Source organism: Synechococcus sp. Tobar12-5m-g, assembly GCF_024345415.1.
GTDB lineage: Bacteria > Cyanobacteriota > Cyanobacteriia > PCC-6307 > Cyanobiaceae > Regnicoccus.
This window is the reverse complement of sequence record NZ_JAGQBB010000023.1, coordinates 1-17,605: the sequence shown is the minus strand read 5'-3', so window position 1 is coordinate 17,605 and position 17,605 is coordinate 1. Positions and strand designations below refer to the sequence as shown.

At 63.1% G+C, this 17,605-nt stretch carries 20 protein-coding genes; 6 read left to right on the top strand and 14 right to left on the bottom strand.

The genetic code is table 11. From position 1 onward, the window contains the following. Nucleotides 1-4: 4 nt before the first annotated feature. Nucleotides 5-406 (top strand): fasciclin domain-containing protein, encoded by a 402-nt coding sequence (locus tag KBY66_RS12965; protein ID WP_255090032.1) that lies wholly within the window; start codon nucleotides 5-7, stop codon nucleotides 404-406. On the opposite strand, the gene KBY66_RS12960 is transcribed toward KBY66_RS12965, so the two are convergent. The 5 genes from KBY66_RS12960 to KBY66_RS12940 form a co-directional block, all read right to left on the bottom strand. Further along, on the bottom strand, nucleotides 381-1,637 hold the full coding sequence (locus KBY66_RS12960; protein WP_255090031.1) for a cation:proton antiporter: 1,257 nt from the start codon (nucleotides 1,635-1,637) through the stop codon (nucleotides 381-383). The two genes, KBY66_RS12965 and KBY66_RS12960, sit on opposite strands and share 26 nt — an antisense overlap. Then, the gene (locus tag KBY66_RS12955; RefSeq protein WP_255090029.1) at nucleotides 1,634-2,386 is read right to left on the bottom strand and encodes a GAP family protein; all 753 of its coding nucleotides are present in this window, start codon (nucleotides 2,384-2,386) and stop codon (nucleotides 1,634-1,636) included. Before KBY66_RS12955 ends, KBY66_RS12960 begins: the two co-directional genes overlap by 4 nt. A gap of 68 nt (nucleotides 2,387-2,454) precedes the next feature. Continuing rightward, a complete protein-coding gene (locus KBY66_RS12950; protein ID WP_255090027.1) occupies nucleotides 2,455-4,350 on the bottom strand; it encodes an APC family permease in 1,896 nt (631 codons plus the stop codon). Between the two features lie 57 nt (nucleotides 4,351-4,407). After that, a complete protein-coding gene (locus KBY66_RS12945; RefSeq protein WP_255090025.1) occupies nucleotides 4,408-4,746 on the bottom strand; it encodes a P-II family nitrogen regulator in 339 nt (112 codons plus the stop codon). A gap of 137 nt (nucleotides 4,747-4,883) precedes the next feature. Then, the gene (locus tag KBY66_RS12940; RefSeq protein ID WP_399225520.1) at nucleotides 4,884-6,185 is read right to left on the bottom strand and encodes an ammonium transporter; all 1,302 of its coding nucleotides are present in this window, start codon (nucleotides 6,183-6,185) and stop codon (nucleotides 4,884-4,886) included. Between the two features lie 386 nt (nucleotides 6,186-6,571). On the opposite strand from KBY66_RS12940, the gene KBY66_RS12930 reads away from it, so the two are divergent. After that, nucleotides 6,572-7,549, top strand: a complete 978-nt coding sequence (locus KBY66_RS12930; protein ID WP_255090023.1) for a sulfate/molybdate ABC transporter ATP-binding protein — start codon at nucleotides 6,572-6,574, stop codon at nucleotides 7,547-7,549. Between the two features lie 62 nt (nucleotides 7,550-7,611). Here KBY66_RS12930 and KBY66_RS12925 read toward each other — a convergent pair whose 3' ends face one another. Beyond that, the gene (locus tag KBY66_RS12925; RefSeq protein WP_255090022.1) at nucleotides 7,612-8,517 is read right to left on the bottom strand and encodes a sulfate ABC transporter permease; all 906 of its coding nucleotides are present in this window, start codon (nucleotides 8,515-8,517) and stop codon (nucleotides 7,612-7,614) included. 73 nt (nucleotides 8,518-8,590) lie between these two features. Continuing rightward, nucleotides 8,591-9,457: a sulfate ABC transporter permease subunit CysT gene (gene cysT, locus KBY66_RS12920; protein WP_255090021.1), complete on the bottom strand. Its 867-nt coding sequence runs from the start codon at nucleotides 9,455-9,457 to the stop codon at nucleotides 8,591-8,593. Between the two features lie 118 nt (nucleotides 9,458-9,575). On the opposite strand from cysT, the gene KBY66_RS12915 reads away from it, so the two are divergent. Further along, nucleotides 9,576-10,592, top strand: a complete 1,017-nt coding sequence (locus KBY66_RS12915; RefSeq protein ID WP_255090020.1) for a sulfate/molybdate ABC transporter ATP-binding protein — start codon at nucleotides 9,576-9,578, stop codon at nucleotides 10,590-10,592. Here KBY66_RS12915 and KBY66_RS12910 read toward each other — a convergent pair. The 6 genes from KBY66_RS12910 to KBY66_RS12885 form a co-directional block, all read right to left on the bottom strand. Further along, a complete protein-coding gene (locus KBY66_RS12910; protein WP_255090018.1) occupies nucleotides 10,549-11,688 on the bottom strand; it encodes a YeeE/YedE thiosulfate transporter family protein in 1,140 nt (379 codons plus the stop codon). The two genes, KBY66_RS12915 and KBY66_RS12910, sit on opposite strands and share 44 nt — an antisense overlap. Beyond that, nucleotides 11,685-11,825, bottom strand: coding sequence for a hypothetical protein (locus KBY66_RS12905; protein ID WP_255090016.1), 141 nt, complete (start codon nucleotides 11,823-11,825; stop codon nucleotides 11,685-11,687). The genes KBY66_RS12910 and KBY66_RS12905 overlap by 4 nt, the downstream gene beginning before the upstream one ends. A 5-nt stretch (nucleotides 11,826-11,830) precedes the next feature. Further along, nucleotides 11,831-12,802: a sulfurtransferase gene (locus KBY66_RS12900; protein WP_255090014.1), complete on the bottom strand. Its 972-nt coding sequence runs from the start codon at nucleotides 12,800-12,802 to the stop codon at nucleotides 11,831-11,833. 208 nt (nucleotides 12,803-13,010) lie between these two features. Beyond that, entirely contained in the window at nucleotides 13,011-13,223 is a 213-nt protein-coding gene (locus tag KBY66_RS12895) for a hypothetical protein (protein WP_255090012.1), read from the bottom strand. 5 nt (nucleotides 13,224-13,228) lie between these two features. Beyond that, nucleotides 13,229-13,711 carry a Crp/Fnr family transcriptional regulator gene (locus tag KBY66_RS12890; RefSeq protein WP_255090011.1) on the bottom strand — a complete coding sequence of 161 codons (483 nt, stop codon included), beginning with the start codon at nucleotides 13,709-13,711 and terminating at the stop codon, nucleotides 13,229-13,231. Between the two features lie 361 nt (nucleotides 13,712-14,072). Beyond that, on the bottom strand, nucleotides 14,073-14,504 hold the full coding sequence (locus tag KBY66_RS12885; RefSeq protein WP_255090009.1) for an RrF2 family transcriptional regulator: 432 nt from the start codon (nucleotides 14,502-14,504) through the stop codon (nucleotides 14,073-14,075). Nucleotides 14,505-14,652: 148 nt separating this feature from the next. Between KBY66_RS12885 and KBY66_RS12880 the strand changes: the two genes are divergently transcribed. Both KBY66_RS12880 and KBY66_RS12875 read left to right on the top strand, forming a co-directional pair. Continuing rightward, the gene (locus KBY66_RS12880; protein WP_255090007.1) at nucleotides 14,653-15,720 is read left to right on the top strand and encodes a sulfate ABC transporter substrate-binding protein; all 1,068 of its coding nucleotides are present in this window, start codon (nucleotides 14,653-14,655) and stop codon (nucleotides 15,718-15,720) included. A gap of 141 nt (nucleotides 15,721-15,861) precedes the next feature. After that, entirely contained in the window at nucleotides 15,862-16,686 is an 825-nt protein-coding gene (locus tag KBY66_RS12875; RefSeq protein WP_255090005.1) for a class II glutamine amidotransferase, read from the top strand. Here the strand turns inward: KBY66_RS12875 and KBY66_RS12870 are convergent. After that, a complete protein-coding gene (locus KBY66_RS12870; protein WP_255090003.1) occupies nucleotides 16,632-16,916 on the bottom strand; it encodes a rhodanese-like domain-containing protein in 285 nt (94 codons plus the stop codon). The genes KBY66_RS12875 and KBY66_RS12870 overlap by 55 nt on opposite strands. A 380-nt stretch (nucleotides 16,917-17,296) precedes the next feature. On the opposite strand from KBY66_RS12870, the gene KBY66_RS15925 reads away from it, so the two are divergent. Further along, nucleotides 17,297-17,605 (top strand): rhodanese-like domain-containing protein (locus KBY66_RS15925; RefSeq protein ID WP_399225518.1); only part of this gene is annotated, 309 nt, incomplete at its 3' end.

Here is a 17,605-nt window from a genome sequence, read left to right as displayed (position 1 = left end):
ACCCATGGCCAACATCATCGAAACCGCCAAGGGCGCCGGCCTCTTCTCCACCCTGCTCACGGCCGTGGAGGTGGCGGGCCTCACGGGGGCCCTGGAGAGCCCTGGCCCCTTCACCGTGTTTGCCCCGGTGGATGACGCCTTCGCCGCCCTGCCCCCCGGCACCGTTCAGACCCTGGTGGACAACCCGCCGCAACTCGCCCGCATCCTCAAGTTCCACGTGCTCTCCGGGGCCTACAGCCGCAGCGACCTGGTGGATCAGCCCAGCTGGGACAGCCTGGAGGGCGCGCCGATCCCGATCCGCTGCGCCGAGCCCTTCGAGGTCAAGAACGCCTCCGTTGTCGCCGCCGACATCGTCTGCGACAACGGCATCGTGCACGTGATCAACCGGGTGATGCTGCCGGGCTGATCCCCAGCCGGGTGAGCAGGGGCGAGGCCATCGCCGTGGTGACCAGCGCCATCACCACCATCATCGTGAACAGGGTGGTGCTGATCACCCCCAGGCTCAGGGCCACGTTGAGGATCACCAGTTCGGTGAGGCCTCGGGTGTTCATCAGCCAGCCCACCGCCTGGGCTTCCGCAGGCGGCAGCCCCCCCTGACGGGCCATGGCCCAACAGCCCAGGAACTTGCCGCCGATCGCCACCGCCAACACCGCCACCAGGGCAAGCCACAGCAGCGGTCGATCCAGTGAGCCGATGCGGGTGTTCAAGCCGCTCATCGCGAAGAACACCGGCAGCAACACGGTGAGCACCAGATCCTCGGTGTGAAGCTGGAGGCGGCGCAGCAGGGGGCCGTAGCGGGGCAGGGCCAGGCCAAACAGGAACGCCCCGAAGATGTAGTGCACACCGATCCAGTCGGTGATCACGGCTGAGAGGATCGCCCCGGCGAACAGGAGCGAGAGCAGGAAGGGGCTGAGCTGTCGGGCCTCTCGGTAGTGGGCTTCCAGCCGGCCCATCAGGGGTCGCAGGCCCACCAGCAGGATCAGGGCCCAGGCCAGGGTGCCGACCAGGGCCGGCAGGGCACCGAAACCCGAGCCGGAGCGGGTGAACGACACCACCGCCGCCAGCAGCACCCAACTGACCACGTCATCGATCGCGGCGCAGCTGATCACCAGCTGGCCGAGCGGTTGCCCCATCAGCCCCCGATCCTTGAGCAGCCGCGAAAGCACGGGGAAGGCCGTGATCGCCATTGCCGTGCCCATGAACAGCATGCCTGGCAGGGTGCGATCTCCCGGCAACAGCTCCGGCAGCACCGCTTCGAGGCCGAAGGCCAGCAGCACCCCCAGCACCAGTGGCAAGGTGATGCCCGCCAGGGAAATCCGGACCGCCAGCCGCGCCCGACCGCGCAGATGCTCCGGGTTCACCTCCAGCCCCACCAGGAACATGAACAGGATCAGGCCCAGCTGGGACAGCAGGTTGAGCTGGGGCAGCACCGCCTGGGAAAACACCGCCTCCTGCAGCTGCGGCGCCAGAGCCCCCAGCAGCGAAGGCCCCAGCACAATGCCGCCGAGGATCTCGCCGATCACCGGCGGTTGCTCGAAACGAGCCAGCAGCCTTCCCAGCAGCTTTGACACCACGATGACCAGTGCCAGGGCCACCAGCACCGCCGAGAGGGCGCTCAGCGGCTCCGAGGGGATCACAGCGGGGCGGCGCCGCGCAGCAGCCAGAGACCGTGCAGACCCTCCCAGGCCAGATAGGCGCTGATCAGCAAGGCCAGCACCCCCACCACCCATTCGGCCCGGTGCACCAGCCAACCCTCCACCTGCAGCAGGGGATCGCGGATCCCGCCACCGGTGGCGATCCAGGCCAGGGGTGGCAGCAACAGCAGCGAGCTGGCCACCAGCACGAACACCCCGGTGAGCTCCAGGTCCCGGCTCACCCCCGGCTGGTTGACCAGCAACAGGCCGGCCTCCTTGAGATAGAACACCAGGTTTTCCGGTGTGAGCAGGGCGCTGGTGGCACCGATCAGCACCAGCACCGGCGTGCGGAAATCGGGAAGCTGGTTGAGCAGCCGCATCGCCATGCCCTCCTGACCCAGTTCGGCGGCGGGGGTGAGCTGGTACAAGCCAATCATCAGCAGGGCCGCGGCTCCAACCAGATCGATCACCACCTGGCCCTGCTCGCCGTGGTTGAGGGCCAGAGAGAAACGATCACCCACCAGCATCAGGGCGAGGATGGCCAGGCCGTTCGCCATCGCCCAACCGCTGACGTAGGCGAAAGCCCGGCGCAACGGGAAGCTACCCAGCAGCAACAGGGCCACCACGGCGATGTGCAGCGGACTGAAGGCAATCCCGAAGCCGAACAGGGAGGATCGGCTGAACAGTGCCGCCGCGCTCAATTGGGAGGCGGGAGCGAGCAGGTCGGGGGAGAGCAGATCGGGAGTGAGCAAGGAGTGGAGCCGGGCAGTTCGGCAGGAAGGGGCTGACCGTTGCCGACGGTAGGAAGTTTCGGGGGGCTCTAGAGGTAGAAGCCCACCGTGGTGACCACGCGGGTGCCACCGCTGCGCAGGGCCTGGCGCAGCACCACGGTGGACTGGTTGTGCAGCAGGTTCTCCCAACGGTGCCGGGTCACGAACACCGGCAACACCACGGTGCAGAAGCGGTTGCGGTCTTTGCGGTGCTCGATTTCGAACTGGCGCACGAAGGCGGTGACCGGGGCCACCAGGGAGCGGTAGGGGGAAGGCAGGATCACCAGCGGCACCTGGGGCAGTTGGCGAGTCCACTGCTGGCGAAACCGTTCGGCACCACTGTCGCCCAGATCGACGTGCACCGCCACCAGCTCATCGGCGATGCTGCGGGCGTAGCGCACGGCCTCGAAGCTGCCGCGGTGCAGCTGGCCCACCAGCACCACCACCGGCGCCCCGCCGCGATCGGGACCCGGCGGCAGGCTGAGGGTGACGTCAGGTGCAAGCCGCAGTCGGCGAGCCACCTGGCGGTAGTGGGCCTTGATCACCAGGAAGAGACTCACCACAAGGGGCACCGCCACCACCACCAGCCAGGCCCCGTGGGTGAATTTGCTGTAAAGCAGCACGCCGCACACCACCCCGGTGACAAGGCAGCCCAGCCCATTGACCAGGGCCTTGCCATGCCATCCGGGTTCGGCGGCCCGCCCGTTCCACCAGTGCATCACCATCCCAGCCTGGGAGAGGGTGAAACTGGCGAACACCCCAACGGCGTAGAGCGGAATCAAGCGGCTCACGCTTCCCTCAAAGATCAGGAGCAGCAACGCTGCGAATCCACTCAGCAGCACGATGCCGTTTGTGAACACCAGCCTGTCTCCCAGGGAGGCCAGCTGGCGCGGCATGAAGCCATCCTGGGCGAGGAAGGCGGCCAGCCTGGGGAAGTCGGCGTAGGCGGTGTTGGCGGCCAGGAGCAGAATCAGCAGGGTGGCGAGTTGCAACACGAGCAGCAGCACCCCATTGCCGAAGATGCGCTCCCCGAGCTGGTAGAGCAGGGTGGGACCGGTCTCCTGCACCACCAGGCCGAGCTGGGTGGCGAGGGCGCTGATGCCACTGAACATCAGGGCCAGCACGATCACCATCACGGTGAGCACCCGCCTGGCGTTGCGCCATTCGACCGGCTTGAAGGCCATCACGCTGTCGCTGATCGCCTCGATGCCGGTGAGGGCCGCACAGCCGGAGCTGAAGGCCCGCATCAACAGCACCGGACCGATCGCCGCCAGCGTGCTGCCGTGGCTCTCGCTCAGCAGCCGGGTTTGCTCCGCCAGGGGAAGGGGCATGAGGTCTCCCTGCCCCCATTGGATCAGGCCAGCCCCCAACAGGGTGAACACCGCTCCCATGAACAGGAAGGTGGGCAGGCTGAGCATCCGGGCCGTGGAGCGCACCCCCCGCAGGTTGGCGAGCATCAAGAGTCCAACCGCCCCGAGGCAGAGTGGCGTGCGCAGGCCCTCCAATGGCGGGAAATAGGACGTGAGCGCTGCGATGCCTGCCGCCACACTCACCGACACGGTGAGCACGTAATCGATCGAGAGGGAGGCACCCGCGCACAACCCGGGGATCACACCCAGATTCTCGTGAGAGACCCGGTAGGAACCACCTCCATGGGGGTAGGCCTTGATCGTCTGCCGGTAGCTGATCGCCACCATCAGCATCAACGCCACGATCAGGCCGGTGATGGGAAGGGTGTGGCGGATGGCTGAGGCCCCTGCCATGCCCAGCACGATCACGATCTCCTGGGTGGCGTAAGCCACGGAGGAGAGGGCGTCGGAGCTCAGAATGGCGAGGGCTTCGGCGTTGGTGAGCCTCTCCTCAGCGTGGGCGCTGGTGGGAAGCGGGGCTCCGATCAGAAATCGCCTGAGCGAATGGGGAAAGGATCCGCGCAGGTCGTTGGTCAAGGCCGGATTTCAGATGCTCCTGCCAGTCAGCGTAAGCTCAAGAGAGCCATGCACCGGTCAAATAGCAGAAGTCCCGGATTCGGATGTGCGGATGCGAACCACATTCTCCACCGGAAGGACAAAGATCTTGCCATCGCCGATCTCGCCGGTGCGGGATGCGCCGGTGATCGCGGCGATCACCGTATCCACCTTGTCGTCTTCGACCACCACTTCCACCTTGACCTTGCTGAGGAATTCAACGGTGAATTCCGTGCCCCGGTAGGTTTCGACCTGGCCTTTCTGCCGGCCGAAGCCCCGCACGTCGGTGATGGTCATGCCGATGATGCCGGCCTCCACCAGGGAGGTTTTGACATCTTCGATTTTCGAAGGCCGAATGATCGCTTCGACTTTTTTCATGATTTAAGGGAATGGTGTGAGGAATGGGAATGGGCCACGCACGGGGCAGAGGCCCAACTGAAGGACAGAAGAGACAAAAAACCAGGACGGTTTCTGGGCCAGTCCTGGGGATGGGAAGGAAAAGCAGAAGACGCTGATCAGTTGGTCATCGGCTCGTAGGCTTCCTCTCCATGGGAAACGATATCCATGCCGCGCTCCTCATCTTCAGAGCTGACCCGGAGTCCAATGGTGGCTCCAATGATCCAGATGATGATCGCCGTTCCAATGCCAACAAAGAGATAGGAAAATACCACCGCCTTGAGCTGGGCAATGAACAGGCCGAAATTGCCCCCCTCCTCAAGAATTTTTGCCGACAAAGGGAAGTAATCTGCAGGTACGTACTCCTTGACTGCGAGAATACCAGTGAGCAGGGCACCCAACGTTCCGCCGACACCGTGAATTGTGAAGGTGTCAAGGGAATCATCGAATTTGATGGCAGACTTGATCTGAATAGCGGTGAAACAGGCTACCGACGCGAGGGCTCCGATCAGGATCGAAGAGCCCATCGAAACGAATCCGGCAGCAGGAGTGATTCCCACCAGCCCCGCCACAGCTCCTGAGGCGGCGCCCACGGCGGTTGGTTTGCCCTGCTTGAACCACTCAATCAGGCACCAGGCGAGCATGGCGGCCGAGGCTGATGTCGTTGTGGTCAGGAACGAAAAGCCAGCAGCCTTGGCTGCAAAGTAGCTGGCGCCGTTGAAGCCGAACCAGCCGAACCAGAGCAGACCAGAACCCAAAAGAATGAAGGGAACGTTGTGGGGCGGGCGGGTTCGATCCGGCCAAACGTTGCGCGGGCCGACAATGGCCGCGGATACCAGAGCCGCGACACCAGAGGCGATGTGCACCACGGTTCCACCGGCGAAGTCGAGGGCGCCGATCGAGCCGAAGGGGCCAATGAAGCCGCCGCCCCAAACCATCTTGCACATTGGGCAATAGACGAACAGGCTCCAGAGCAGAACGAACCAGAACCAGGCCTTGAAGTTGATCCGCTCCACCAGGGCTCCACTGATCAAAGCAGGGGTGATGATCGCGAACATGCCCTGGAAGAGGGCAAAGCTGGTGGCGCTGATCGCAAATCCATCCGCCAGCGGCGCATCCCCCAGGGGCCCTCCCACCCCGTTGAGCCACATGAACTCAAGGCCACCGATGAAGGGGCTGTTGAATCCCGTGCCGAAGGAGAGGCTGTAGCCGATCACCACCCAGAGCACACCAACGAGCCCCATGCAGATGAAGCTCATCATCATGGTGTTGAGCACGTTCTTGGCCCGGGTGAAGCCCCCGTAGAAGAACGCCAGTCCGGGGGTCATGAGCAGCACCATGGCTGAGCCGATCAGCATCAACAGGGTGTCGGCACCGTCGGTGGGCGTCTTGGCGAGGGCCGCGTGGGCCGATCCGGCCATGAGCGGCACCAGGCCAGCACCGGCCGCCAACAGGAACACCCCGGAACGGCGAAGCTCTCCGTTCTGAACGCCAGCAAGGGTTTTGGCCCGGAACCGATCAATCGTGGCAAGGGCAGAGCCCCCACCCCTGGACCATGGAATCTGTGACATCAAAGAATGAAACTCCTGAAGCAGAACCATGGAAGCATGTGTCTGGCACAGCCAAGTTCCCGTAACAAAGGCAACCAAATGCTGGACAAGGCCCACAACCGTGACATTGGACCCATGCGGCTGAGCACCTGGAACCCTGGAAACCGGCCTGACCTTCCTATTTAGTCGGTACTCCGATTGGCTTTGTGCCTAATGTCTTAGATTGCTGGAATTCCTGTCCATCGCCAGCCAGCTCCATGGGGATCCGCATCGCCAACGTCAGCAAGCACTTCGGCAGCTTCCAGGCCATCGACAACGTCACCCTCGACGTTGACAGCGGCTCCCTGGTGGCCCTGCTGGGCCCTTCAGGCTGCGGTAAAAGCACCCTGCTCCGGCTGGTCGCCGGGCTCGAACAACCGAACCAGGGCAGGATCTGGATCAGTGGCACGGAAGCCACAGGCCGCACCGTCCAAGAGAGGGAAGTGGGCTTCGTCTTCCAGCACTTCGCCCTCTTCAAGCACCGCACCGTGCGCGAGAACATCGGCTTCGGTCTGGAACTGCGCCATTGGAAACCCGAAAAGATTCGCTGGCGTGTGGAGGAACTGCTGAACCTCGTCCAACTTCAAGGCTACGGCAGTCGCTACCCCTCCCAGCTTTCCGGCGGCCAGCGCCAACGGGTTTCCCTGGCCAGGGCCCTGGCGGTGCAGCCGAAGGTGTTGCTGCTGGATGAGCCCTTCAGCGCCCTCGATGCCAAGGTACGCAAGGAACTGCGCAGCTGGCTCCGCAACCTCCATGAGGAAACCAGGGTCACCACCGTGATCGTCACCCATGACCAGGAAGAGGCCTTCGAAGTGGCTGACAGGATCGTGGTCCTCAACGAGGGACGGATCGAACAGATCGGCAGTCCATCTGAGATCTACGACAACCCGACCACCCCCTTTGTCCTCAACTTCGTGGGGGAAGTGAACCGCCTACCCAACCTCGATCCAACCCTTCAGGCGGGCGACTCCTACGTGCGGCCCCATGACCTGGAGCTCCTTGACCGCCCTGGGCCCGACAGTTTCCCGGCCGTACTGAAGCGACTCACTCACCTGGGCAGGGACCTGTATGCCGAACTGCAGATCGACAATGGAGAGAAGATCATTGCCCAACTCTCCCGCGATGCGATTGATTTCAAACAACTTCAGCCAGGTGTGACCCTGCATGCTCGCCCCAAGCTGGTCCGTACGTTCTGAACTGAAAATCAGATCGGATCAGCCCCTGAATCGAAGACATGGGGCCGGATGTAGGCCTGAGCTCAGCCATCCGGGCGTGCCGCTCTTTTGTCCTGTTCAAGCAACCGCTCGACGAAGAACTTGAGCAACAGGGAGACAATGGCCATCCCGGCAAGCAGCAGGGCGGCTCCATAGGCCAATTCGGTTTTGTACTGCTTGTAGGCATCCTCCACGAACAGGGGCAAGGTCTGGGTTTGGCCGACGATGTTTCCGCTGACCACCGCCACGGCTCCGAACTCACCCAGGCTGCGGGCTGTGGTGAGAATCAGGCCATAGAGCACGGCCCAGCGCACCGAAGGCAGGGTGACTTTGTGAAACACCTGCCAGTCGCTGGCACCAAGGGTCTTGGCGGCCTCTTCCTGCTCCCAACCCTCTTCTTCCAGCAGGGGAATCACCTCCCGGGCCATGAAGGGCATCGACACGATGATGGTGGCAAGAACCATGCCAGGCACGGAGAACAGCACCTTGAAACCGGTGCTGTTCACAAGGCTCTCCAACAAACCATGGGTTGGGCTGAACAGGAGCACCAGCATCAATCCCACCACCACGGGAGAGATTGAAAAAGGCAAATCAATGATGCTGAGCAGCAGGGCCTTGCCGCGAAACTCCTTGCGGGCGATCGCAGTGGCGGCGGCCAGCCCGAAAATCACGTTGGCAGGAACGGCAATGCTGGTGACGAACGCCGTCAGTCGGAGGGCCGACAGCAGATCTTCATTGCTCACACTCTCAACAAAAGGGCCCCATCCCTTGGCAAAGGCCTGGATCACCACGTTCAGGGCCGGCAGGAGAATGATCACCCCCACATAGAGGCAGGCCACCACAGGAATCAGAACGGACAGAAGCTGAGGGCCGATGCGGCGGTGCAGCGGCGCCCTCGGAGCCTCCAAGGCCGGGGCCTGATCAAGGGAAACGGGTGCAAACGTGGTCATGGCACTGAAGAGAAAGGCAGGGGGTTGAACGAAGGCAGGGGAGCGGCTAGGCAATCAGGGATTCTTTGCCCCCTCAAAGGGTTGGGATGCGGGTGGTGTCATCGGTGTAACGGCGTCCCCAAACCTGGATGAAATTGATCACCATCAGACTCAGGAGCGCGAAGATGAGCATGACGCACCCGACCACCGTGGCGCCAGCAAAGTCGTACTCTTCGAGTTTCTGAATGATCAGGGTGGGAGTAATCAGGTCACGGAAGGGTACGTTGCTGGAAATCATCACCACCGACCCGAACTCCCCCACGGCCCTGCTGTAGCCCTGGGCGATGCCCGCGAGAATCGCCGGTGTGAGCTGGGGCAGAACCACCTTGAAGAAGGTTTGGAAGGAGCTGGCTCCCAGGCACCAGGAGGCTTCCTCCTGCTCCTTCTCCAGGGAGCGAAGCACCGGTTCCACGGTTCGCACCACAAAGGGCAGCGAGATGAACACCATCGCCACCAGCACACCGGGCCAGTTGAACGCCACCTTGAGGCCGAACCACTCAAACAGCGGTTGACCAAGCCAGCCGTTGGTGCTGTACACCGCCGCAAGGGCAAGCCCAGCAACGGCGGTGGGCAGGGCGAAGGGAAGATCGATCAAGGCATCCAGCAAGCGTTGGCCAGGGAAGGAGGTGCGCACCAGGGCCCAGGCAATCACCAGGCCGAACAGCCCGTTGATCAGCGATGCCAGCAGGGCCAGGCCGAAACTGATCTTGTAGGTGGCCATCGCGATGGGGCTGGTTGCCAGCACCCAGAACTGAGCTGGCCCCACGTTCGCCGCCCGAAGCAGCAGACCCGCCAACGGCAGGAACAGGATGAAGGTGAGATAAAGCCAGGTGATCCGCCAGGGCCAGGAGGGCAGAACGAGGCTTGGGAACGACCAGCGCCTGAGGGAGGAGGAGGACACGCCGACAATTCACACCGTGAGAAGGGGACCTTAACAGCTCCAGGGTCCAAAAACAACGGTTCTCCGCCGGGGTTAAGGGGATTGCGCGTCTGGGCACAATGGAGTAAAGGTTGCACCCATGGGAATTCGCGTCGCCAACGTCAGCAAGCACTTCGGTGCCTTCAAAGCGATCGACAACGTTAGCCTTGATGTGGAGAGTGGATCCCTGGTTGCCTTGTTGGGTCCCTCGGGCTCCGGGAAGAGCACCCTGCTGCGCATGATTGCCGGCCTGGATCAGGCCGATGGCGGGCGGATCTGGATCAGCGGCGAGGAGGCCACCCAGCGCTCCGTTCAAGACAGGGAAGTGGGCTTCGTCTTCCAGCACTTCGCCCTTTTCAAACATCGCAACGTCCGCCAGAACATCGGCTTTGGTCTCGAACTGCGCAAGTGGAAGAAAGACCAGATCCAGCGCCGGGTTGAGGAGCTGCTGAACCTGGTGCAATTGCAGGGCTACGGCAAGCGCTACCCCTCCCAGCTCTCCGGCGGGCAGCGGCAACGGGTGTCGTTGGCGCGGGCCCTGGCGGTGCAGCCGAAGGTGTTGCTGCTCGATGAACCGTTCAGCGCCCTCGATGCCAAGGTCCGCAAGGAACTTCGGGCCTGGCTCCGCAACCTCCACGACGAGATGCACGTCACCACGGTGATCGTCACCCATGACCAGGAAGAGGCCATGGAGGTCGCCGACAAGATCGTCGTCATGAATGAGGGCCGCATCGAGCAGATCGGCAGCCCCGCCGAGATCTACGACCACCCGGCCACACCCTTCGTGATGAACTTCGTGGGCGAGGTGAATGTGCTCCCCCGCGGTGTGCTCCCTGCCACCACCTCTGGCGAGGCAGGTAAGGGTGCCGATCTTTTTGTGCGACCCCACGATGTGGAGGTTCTGATGCAACCGAGGCCGGGCAGCCTGCCGGCACGCCTGCGCAGGCTCACCCACATGGGCCGGGATCTGCAGGCGGAACTGGTGCTTGACAGTGGCGCGGTGGTGCTGGCTCAGCTGCCCCGCGATCAGCAGGACCCCCGCGATCTGGTGGTTGGTGCCGAAGTTCACATCCTCACCCGCCAGGGAAGAACTTTCGTGGAGGATTACGCCATCTGAGGGCCAGGAAGGAGCCGGCCAGGGCAGCACCCAGCCAGGCCCACCCGTGCAGCCCGAAGCTGATCACACCTCCCAGGAAACCGTTGACATTGCAGCCGGAGGCAAGAAAGCCGCCATAGCCCATCAGAAGGCCCCCAGCCGCCCTCGCCAGAGCTGACGGCCAGGACATGGTGAACGGTTCCCAGCTGAAATCGCCTTGCCACAGGCCTGTGGAGGCGGCCCCGAAGATCAGGCCCAGATCCACCACCACGGCATCCTGGCGAAGGAGTTCCAGCGGGGAGGACAACACCAACGGGCGTGAACCAGCGGCCCAGAACGGGGCTGTCTGGGGATCCCAGCCAAGGGCCTGAGCCAGGTGGGCAGCGGCAATCCCCAGACCCCAGAGCACCTTCCAGGGCTCACCGGTGACCAACAGCAGCCCGAGGGCGAACACCGCCAACCAGAGGGCACCAACGTAGGGGCGGCGCCCATCGGTAGTGCCAGGGTTGGGCCCTAGGCCGCTCCATCGCCAGGCGGCAACCAGCAGAGCGGCGACAACCAGCCACTGGATCAGCAGAGCGACAAGCAGGGGCATCACATCGAGCCAGACCAGCGGAGGGAGGGCCGGCAGCCCGAGGGATGCCCATGCGGGTCGATGCAGGCTGCCGAGAAACACCCCTCCCATCAGACCGGCCAGGGTGAGCAGGAATCCCGGACCCGGCCGGGATGCTGAAGCCAGGGTTCCACAGCCGCAACCCCGTGCCATCTGCATGCCGATGCCGAACAGGAAGGCCCCGAGCAGGAAGGGCAGGCTGATCGAGGTGCGGGAGAGCTTCAGGGTCAGCCCCAGGGGGGCGGCGAACGCGATGGCAGCCGCACTGGCCGGCAGCAGCACCGCCAACAGCAGCAACTGGGGGTAGAACCCAGCGGCGTCGCGGTCCTGCAGCAGGCGCCGGTAGGCCGAACTGAAACCGAACCGGTGGTGAACCAAAACCACCCCGATGCCACACCCGAGCAGCCACACCAACCCGTTCGGGGGCTCGATGACGGTGAACCCGATGGTCAGAGCCAAACCCACGAACAGAACCAGGGAGCGACCGACGACCGGTCGACTCAACGGCCCTTCCCTTTGACCTTGGCGGGCGGTGGATCACCGCTGCCGCTGTCACAGGCCAGGCCGGTGGCCGGGGATGCCACCAGGGCCATCAGGGCCAGGCAGGCCAGAACGGTTCGCAACTTCGGAACGGGAGGCATCGGACTCAACGGCTGCTGATCTGGGCGGGACTGCCCTCCGGACCGACGGCGATGGGCGCTTTGGAGGCGCTGTACTCGGTCCAGGAGCCTTCATAGATCCTAACGTTCGGGTACTTCAGCACGTGCTTGAGAACCAGGTACTGAAGACTGGCTTCCCGCCCGGTGCTGCAGGAAACGATCACTTTCATATCAGGGGTGACACCACGGCTGACGAACAGGTTGCGCAGCGCCTCAGCGGATTTGAGCTGGTGGGGGTTCTTCTTGGTTTCATCCGCGTTGTTGGCTTCGGTGACCGACTGCCAGGTGATGTTCTTGGCGCCGGGAATGTGGCCGTTGCGGATGAAGCTCTGATCCGTGCCCTCGAACTGGGCCTTGGGGCGGGGATCGACGATCACCACATCCGGGCGACCCACCAAGGGCAGCAGTTCGTTGAGCGAGATGGCCAGGCCCGCCACCGTGGTGGGCTTGAAGCGACCGGGGCTGAAGGGGGTGAAGGTCTTGGTGAGCGGGGAACCGGCGGCCTTGTAACCACTGAGCCCACCATCGACAAAGGCGACCTTCTGGATGCCGTTCTTTTCCAGGATGTAAGCCACCAGCGCGGCTCCGAGCACGTTCGTGCCGTCGGAGTAGACGAGCACCGAATCGGCGTTGGAGATGCCGGCCCGGCTCAGCAGGCTGGCTGTATCTCCAGCCCCCCAGATCTGGAAGGGAAGGCGGCCGTTCGGACCACGGAAGGCCTGCTCGGATAGATGCACGGCAGCGGGGAGATGGCCGCTCACATAATCAAGCGGGGGAACCGGGCGCACATCCAGCACTTTCCAGCGGCCGGAGCTGGCGGCTTTCGCCGCTTCGGATGAACTGATGACGGTGAAGCTGGTGGTGGCACGGGCTGGTTCGGCAACGGCCGCCATGGTGGTGGCCAGGCCAACGATGCCTGAGAGAAGTGGACGGGAGACCCGGGAACGGAAGGCAGCCATGAATAGAACGGTTTAGCGAGCGGGTAACGCGCTTTAGTTTAGCTGTGGTTCATTCCCTGTGAATGGAAATCGCCGGGTCAGGGAGCCTGAGCCGGTGTCCCCGGCCACATGGCGGCTGGCAGCTGGTCTGGCATTTCGACCACGCTGCAAACCGCCGTGGGTTTGAGCTGCTGGCACCCGAGGGAGATGGACTGGGTCTGGAAGAGGATCAGGAACTGAGTTCGCGTCCGCGGAGGAGGGACCGGGAAACAAAGACCTGACCATCCGGCTCTCTCCAGACGGAAGCCAGGCGGCCATCGAAACGGAACTGGGCCAGGGCGATCGGATCCTGGTGAAGAAGGCGTTCGCCGTTCTTGAACACCAGGGTGAAGCGCTCCGTGCTGGTGCTGGAGCGTCGTGGTGGCTGAATGGGCTGGGCCATGGGTCTCAAAGCTCGGTGGTGGAGAAGGGGTGGGACAGGACGCTCAGTCCGGGGCTTCGTGCGGGAGTCGATGGCGCATCGCGGCCGCAGCGGGCCGACCCACCGGTGGACGGGATCAGATAGTCGTCCTTGCTGACCTGCTGGAGGACGCCATCTGCCTTGTAGCGATTGAGCATCTTGGTGACCGTGACCCTGGTCAGTCCGCAGAGTTCAGCCAGGGCCTTGTGGGTGAGATTCATCTCCCTGAGCGAAAAGCGTGAGCCGCGACTGTTCACCTGGCCGTAGCGCCGACCAAGCCAGGCGAGCAGGGCAAGCAGACGATCTTCGGCAGCCCGGATCCGATTGATCTGAAAGATTTCCTCCAGGTTGCGGATCTGGTGGCGCAGGAACTGCTCGATTTCGGCAGCCGTGGGGAAATGCTGCTCCACGACCACAAGGGTGAGGCACTGAAGATCAAAAGGCCGGAGGGCCGAGTAGCGGGACGTCACCAAGTCGCCAGGCCCCCAGATGCCAAGGGTGATGGATTCTCCATCCTCATCCCAGGTGGAGGTTCGAATGTATCCATCCTGGATGCGCCAGCTCAGCCCTTCGGGGAGCACATCATTGGGGAGAAGCGTGAGGCGGAGCTGCTTCGAAAGAAGGGAGGTGGTCATGGAAGGCAATGGAAATGAGGGGCATGGGCGAGGTCGGGTGAGCCAGAACGGTTCTGGCGACGGTCATTCGTCGACAACGGCGCATGGCTGGATTCCAAGGTTGCCAAAGCTTAGCGCGTAATTCCCATCGGTCAAGCGGGTTTTAGTCATTTCGCCTGATCCTGGCCTGTGCGCCCTGGCCAGTCAGCCTGGACACTCAGATGAAGTACATGGCCTGGGACTGCCGACGGGCATCGCGCTGGTCGAGCAGATCCTGGAGGCTTGTGCTGGCGAGCAGCTCCAGGCGCTGGCGCTCCAGCTGGGCGGCGATGTGGTCAAGGACATCGAATTCGAGGCTGTGGCGGCCCGCCGACTCCCGCTGGGCGGGTTCGCCTTCGAGGCAGGCCACCACCTCGGACATCGGGATCTCGGCTGGAGGGCGCATCAGCTGATAGCCGCCCCGCGGGCCCCGGATGCTGCGCAGGATGGCGCCCCTGCGCAAACTGGTGAGCATCTGCTCGAGATAGCGCTCGGGGATGTTCTGACGGCCGGCGATCTCCGAGACCTGGAGCACGCCGCCACTGGCGTGGACCCCCGCCAGTTCAATCAGGGCCACAACGCCATACTCGGTTTTCGCGCTGAAGGCCAAGGTGTCGTAAAGCCAGGGAGGTACTGGCGATTGTGACAGCGGCCCCAGCGGAAAACGGAACCCGGGGTCGCCCGGATCAATGTGATCCAGGACACAATTAGGAGGGCATGGAGGGACCTATGTTCCCTTTCGACCCAATCGGAATACCGTGGTTTCTATCTCCCCTGTTCTGCGCCACCGCCCCCATGCGGCCCTTGCCCTGGCTGGCCTGGTGGTCCTTCCCCTGGCTATCAGCGGCTCCTCCACCCTGCTGGGCCAACCCGCCCAGGCCCAGGCCACTCCAAAGAAGCAGGAAATCCTCTTGGTGACCTACGCCGTCACCAAGGCTGCCTTCGACAAGGTGATCCCCCTGTTCAGGGCCGACTGGAAGAAACGGACCGGCCAGGATGTGGTGGTGAAGAGCAGCTTCGGTGGCTCCGGTTCCCAGACCCGGGCCGTGATCGACGGACTGGATGCCGATGTGGTGGCCCTGGCCCTGGCTGCCGACACCCTCAAGCTGCAGGAGGCAGGCCTGATCAAGCCGGGCTGGGAAAAGGAGAATCCGAACAACGCGATCTTCACCAATTCCACGGTGGCCCTCTTTGTGCGCAAGGGAAATCCAAAGCGAATCAACGGGTGGAAGGATCTTGACAACAAGAATGTGGAGGTTGTCACCGCCAATCCCAAGACCTCCGGTGGGGCTCGCTGGAACTTCCTGGGCCTCTGGGGCTCGGTGACCGAGACCGGAGGCAACGATGCCCAGGCCCGCTCCTTCATCACCAATGTGTATCGCAATGTGGACACCCTTCCCAAGGACGCCCGGGAAGCCACCGATGTGTTTGTGAAGCGGAACCAGGGAGATGTGCTGCTGAACTACGAAAACGAAGCGATCCTGGCCAAGAAGACCGGCGCCTGGACCATCCCCTATGTGGTACCCAAGACGAACATTCTGATCGAGGGCCCCGTGGCGGTGGTCGACAAGAATGTGGACAAGAAAGGAACCCGCAAGGTGGCTGAGGCCTTTGCCAGATTCCTTTACACTGATGCGGCCCAGGAGGCCTTCGCAGATGAAGGCTTCAGGCCAGTGACCCAGAAGGTCAAGGCTGCGACCCGCAACAGGTTTGCTCCGCTGACCAAGGTTTTCACCGCCAAGGATTTTGGCGGCTGGACCGCCATCAACAAGACGTTCTTTGGCAACGGCGGCCTCTGGGATCAGATCTTCAGCAAGAGCCGCTGAATCCACCTGGTTCTTTCCTGCCTTCCCCGCCGATCCATCCGGCCATGGCTGGCTCCGGCCAACCCAAGCCGGAATTCGGCTGATCGACCGATACGATCGGCGTTCGGGTTGGTTGCCTGCCCAGGCCCAGGCATCGAAAGCATGTGCGAACTCTTGGCCCTGAGCGCCAACACCCCCACCGACATGACCTTTTCCTTCCGGGGTCTGGTTCGGCGGGGTGGGGCCACAGGTGACCATGGAGATGGCTGGGGCTTGGCCAGCTACGACCCGGAAGGGCTTCGGCTCACGATGGTCCGGGAGGAGGCCCCAGCGGCATTCTCGCCGGTAGCGGCGAAGGTTTCGAACCTGGAGCTCAAGGCCCACTGCTCGATTGCCCACATCCGCAAGGCCACCCAGGGGAGCGTGGCGATTGAGAATTGCCACCCCTTTCATCGCCACTGGCAGGGACTGGACTGGGTGTTTGCCCACAACGGGGATCTGGACCACGGCCGAATCCCGACCAGTGAGCAGTTTGTTCCGCTCGGCAGCACCGACAGCGAACGGGCCTTCTGCTGGATCCTCGATCAGCTCGCCAGCGGCGACCTTGATCTGAACGATCATTCAGCGCTCTTTGCGGCCTTGATCCGCTGCGCTGACCACCTGGCTGTCGAGGGAATCTTCAACTGCCTGCTCAGCAATGGTCACTGGCTTTTCGTCTATGGCGGAACCAAGCTTCATGTTCTGACCCGACGGGCTCCTTTCACCACGGCCACCCTGGCCGATGATGATCTGCAGGTGGATTTCTCCCAGGTGACCACACCCAGCGATGTGGTCACGATCGTGAGTACGGAACCGCTGACCACGGATGAACTGTGGCGACCCCTGCTGCCCAGCGAAGCGCTACTGCTTGTGCATGGAGAGGTGGAGCTTCATCATGTTTCGGTGGTAACGAATCCATTGAGCCCTGCCTCAAGACCAAACACATAGGTATAGCCGAGGTCCAGGATTCGGCAGGCCAGGGCGGTCGCACGCCCGTTGCCATTGCTGTAGCAGATGATCGGAGCATCCAGGCTGGGCAGGGCCCTGCGGATCTCCCAGGTTCCGGCCTGACTGCTGAGGTTGCGAGCCCCCTCCAGGTGGCTGATGGTGAACTCATCCAACCCCCTGGCATCGAGCAGCTCGGCCCCTTCCCAGATCAGGCGACGCGCTTCTAACAATCCGATCCGGCGAAGCCTGGACCTTTGCTGGAACCCTTCCGCCATCGCAGCACCCCCAACCATTTGAACTTTCACCGATTTCCCGATCGGTGGACGTGGCGACGCTTACACGCCCGGGCGCCTGGTTTGACACCTTGAGAAAGGCGGATCGCCCAGGCTGAACGGGCCTGGGAAGGAGTGACCAAAACCCTTGAGTTGACACCTCAAGGGTCCTTCATTAAACCGGTCGGAATACCGTAGTATTGTCCCAGCCAAGCAAGACCCGAGCTGTGTTGACGAGACCCTGTGATCTGAGGGAAGCCGACTGGCGATGTCGTGGTCCCCGCTCAACCACCACCCTTTTCATCTCCCCACGGATCCCTTCGCACTCCAACGCCGCCATGCCCTTCGTTTTTTCTACGCCCCCAGAACTCCCCCAATTGGCCAGGAACTCTCAGCAAGGCCTGACGCCGCAGCAGGTGCTGCCGTTCACCACCAGAAGGCAGACCGACCCGGGCCCTCTGCTGGTGGATGTGCGAACCCGGCGGGCTTATCACCGCCGCCACATCCCCGGCAGCCACAACTGTCCGGCGACAATCAGGTTGACCGGTTGGCGACAAGCTCGTTGGCCGGTTGGGAGCGGGGCTGCTGACCCTGGGGCCGATGCGCATGGCCCTGGTGATGCCGGCACCACTGACGAGCCAACAGAT

What these genes read in the sequence shown, in the direction of transcription:
- KBY66_RS12925 (WP_255090022.1), bottom strand. Translation starts at nt 8,517, where the DNA reads ATGACCACGTTTGCACCCGTTTCCCTTGATCAGGCCCCGGCCTTGGAG.
- KBY66_RS12905 (WP_255090016.1), bottom strand. Translation starts at nt 11,825, where the DNA reads ATGCCTCCCGTTCCGAAGTTGCGAACCGTTCTGGCCTGCCTGGCCCTG.
- KBY66_RS12915 (WP_255090020.1), top strand. Translation starts at nt 9,576, where the DNA reads ATGGGAATTCGCGTCGCCAACGTCAGCAAGCACTTCGGTGCCTTCAAA.
- KBY66_RS12945 (WP_255090025.1), bottom strand. Translation starts at nt 4,746, where the DNA reads ATGAAAAAAGTCGAAGCGATCATTCGGCCTTCGAAAATCGAAGATGTC.
- KBY66_RS12875 (WP_255090005.1), top strand. Translation starts at nt 15,862, where the DNA reads ATGTGCGAACTCTTGGCCCTGAGCGCCAACACCCCCACCGACATGACC.
- KBY66_RS12940 (WP_399225520.1), bottom strand. Translation starts at nt 6,185, where the DNA reads ATGGCCGGATCGGCCCACGCGGCCCTCGCCAAGACGCCCACCGACGGT.
- KBY66_RS12965 (WP_255090032.1), top strand. Translation starts at nt 5, where the DNA reads ATGGCCAACATCATCGAAACCGCCAAGGGCGCCGGCCTCTTCTCCACC.
- KBY66_RS12900 (WP_255090014.1), bottom strand. Translation starts at nt 12,802, where the DNA reads ATGGCTGCCTTCCGTTCCCGGGTCTCCCGTCCACTTCTCTCAGGCATC.
- KBY66_RS12930 (WP_255090023.1), top strand. Translation starts at nt 6,572, where the DNA reads ATGGGGATCCGCATCGCCAACGTCAGCAAGCACTTCGGCAGCTTCCAG.
- KBY66_RS12895 (WP_255090012.1), bottom strand. Translation starts at nt 13,223, where the DNA reads ATGGCCCAGCCCATTCAGCCACCACGACGCTCCAGCACCAGCACGGAG.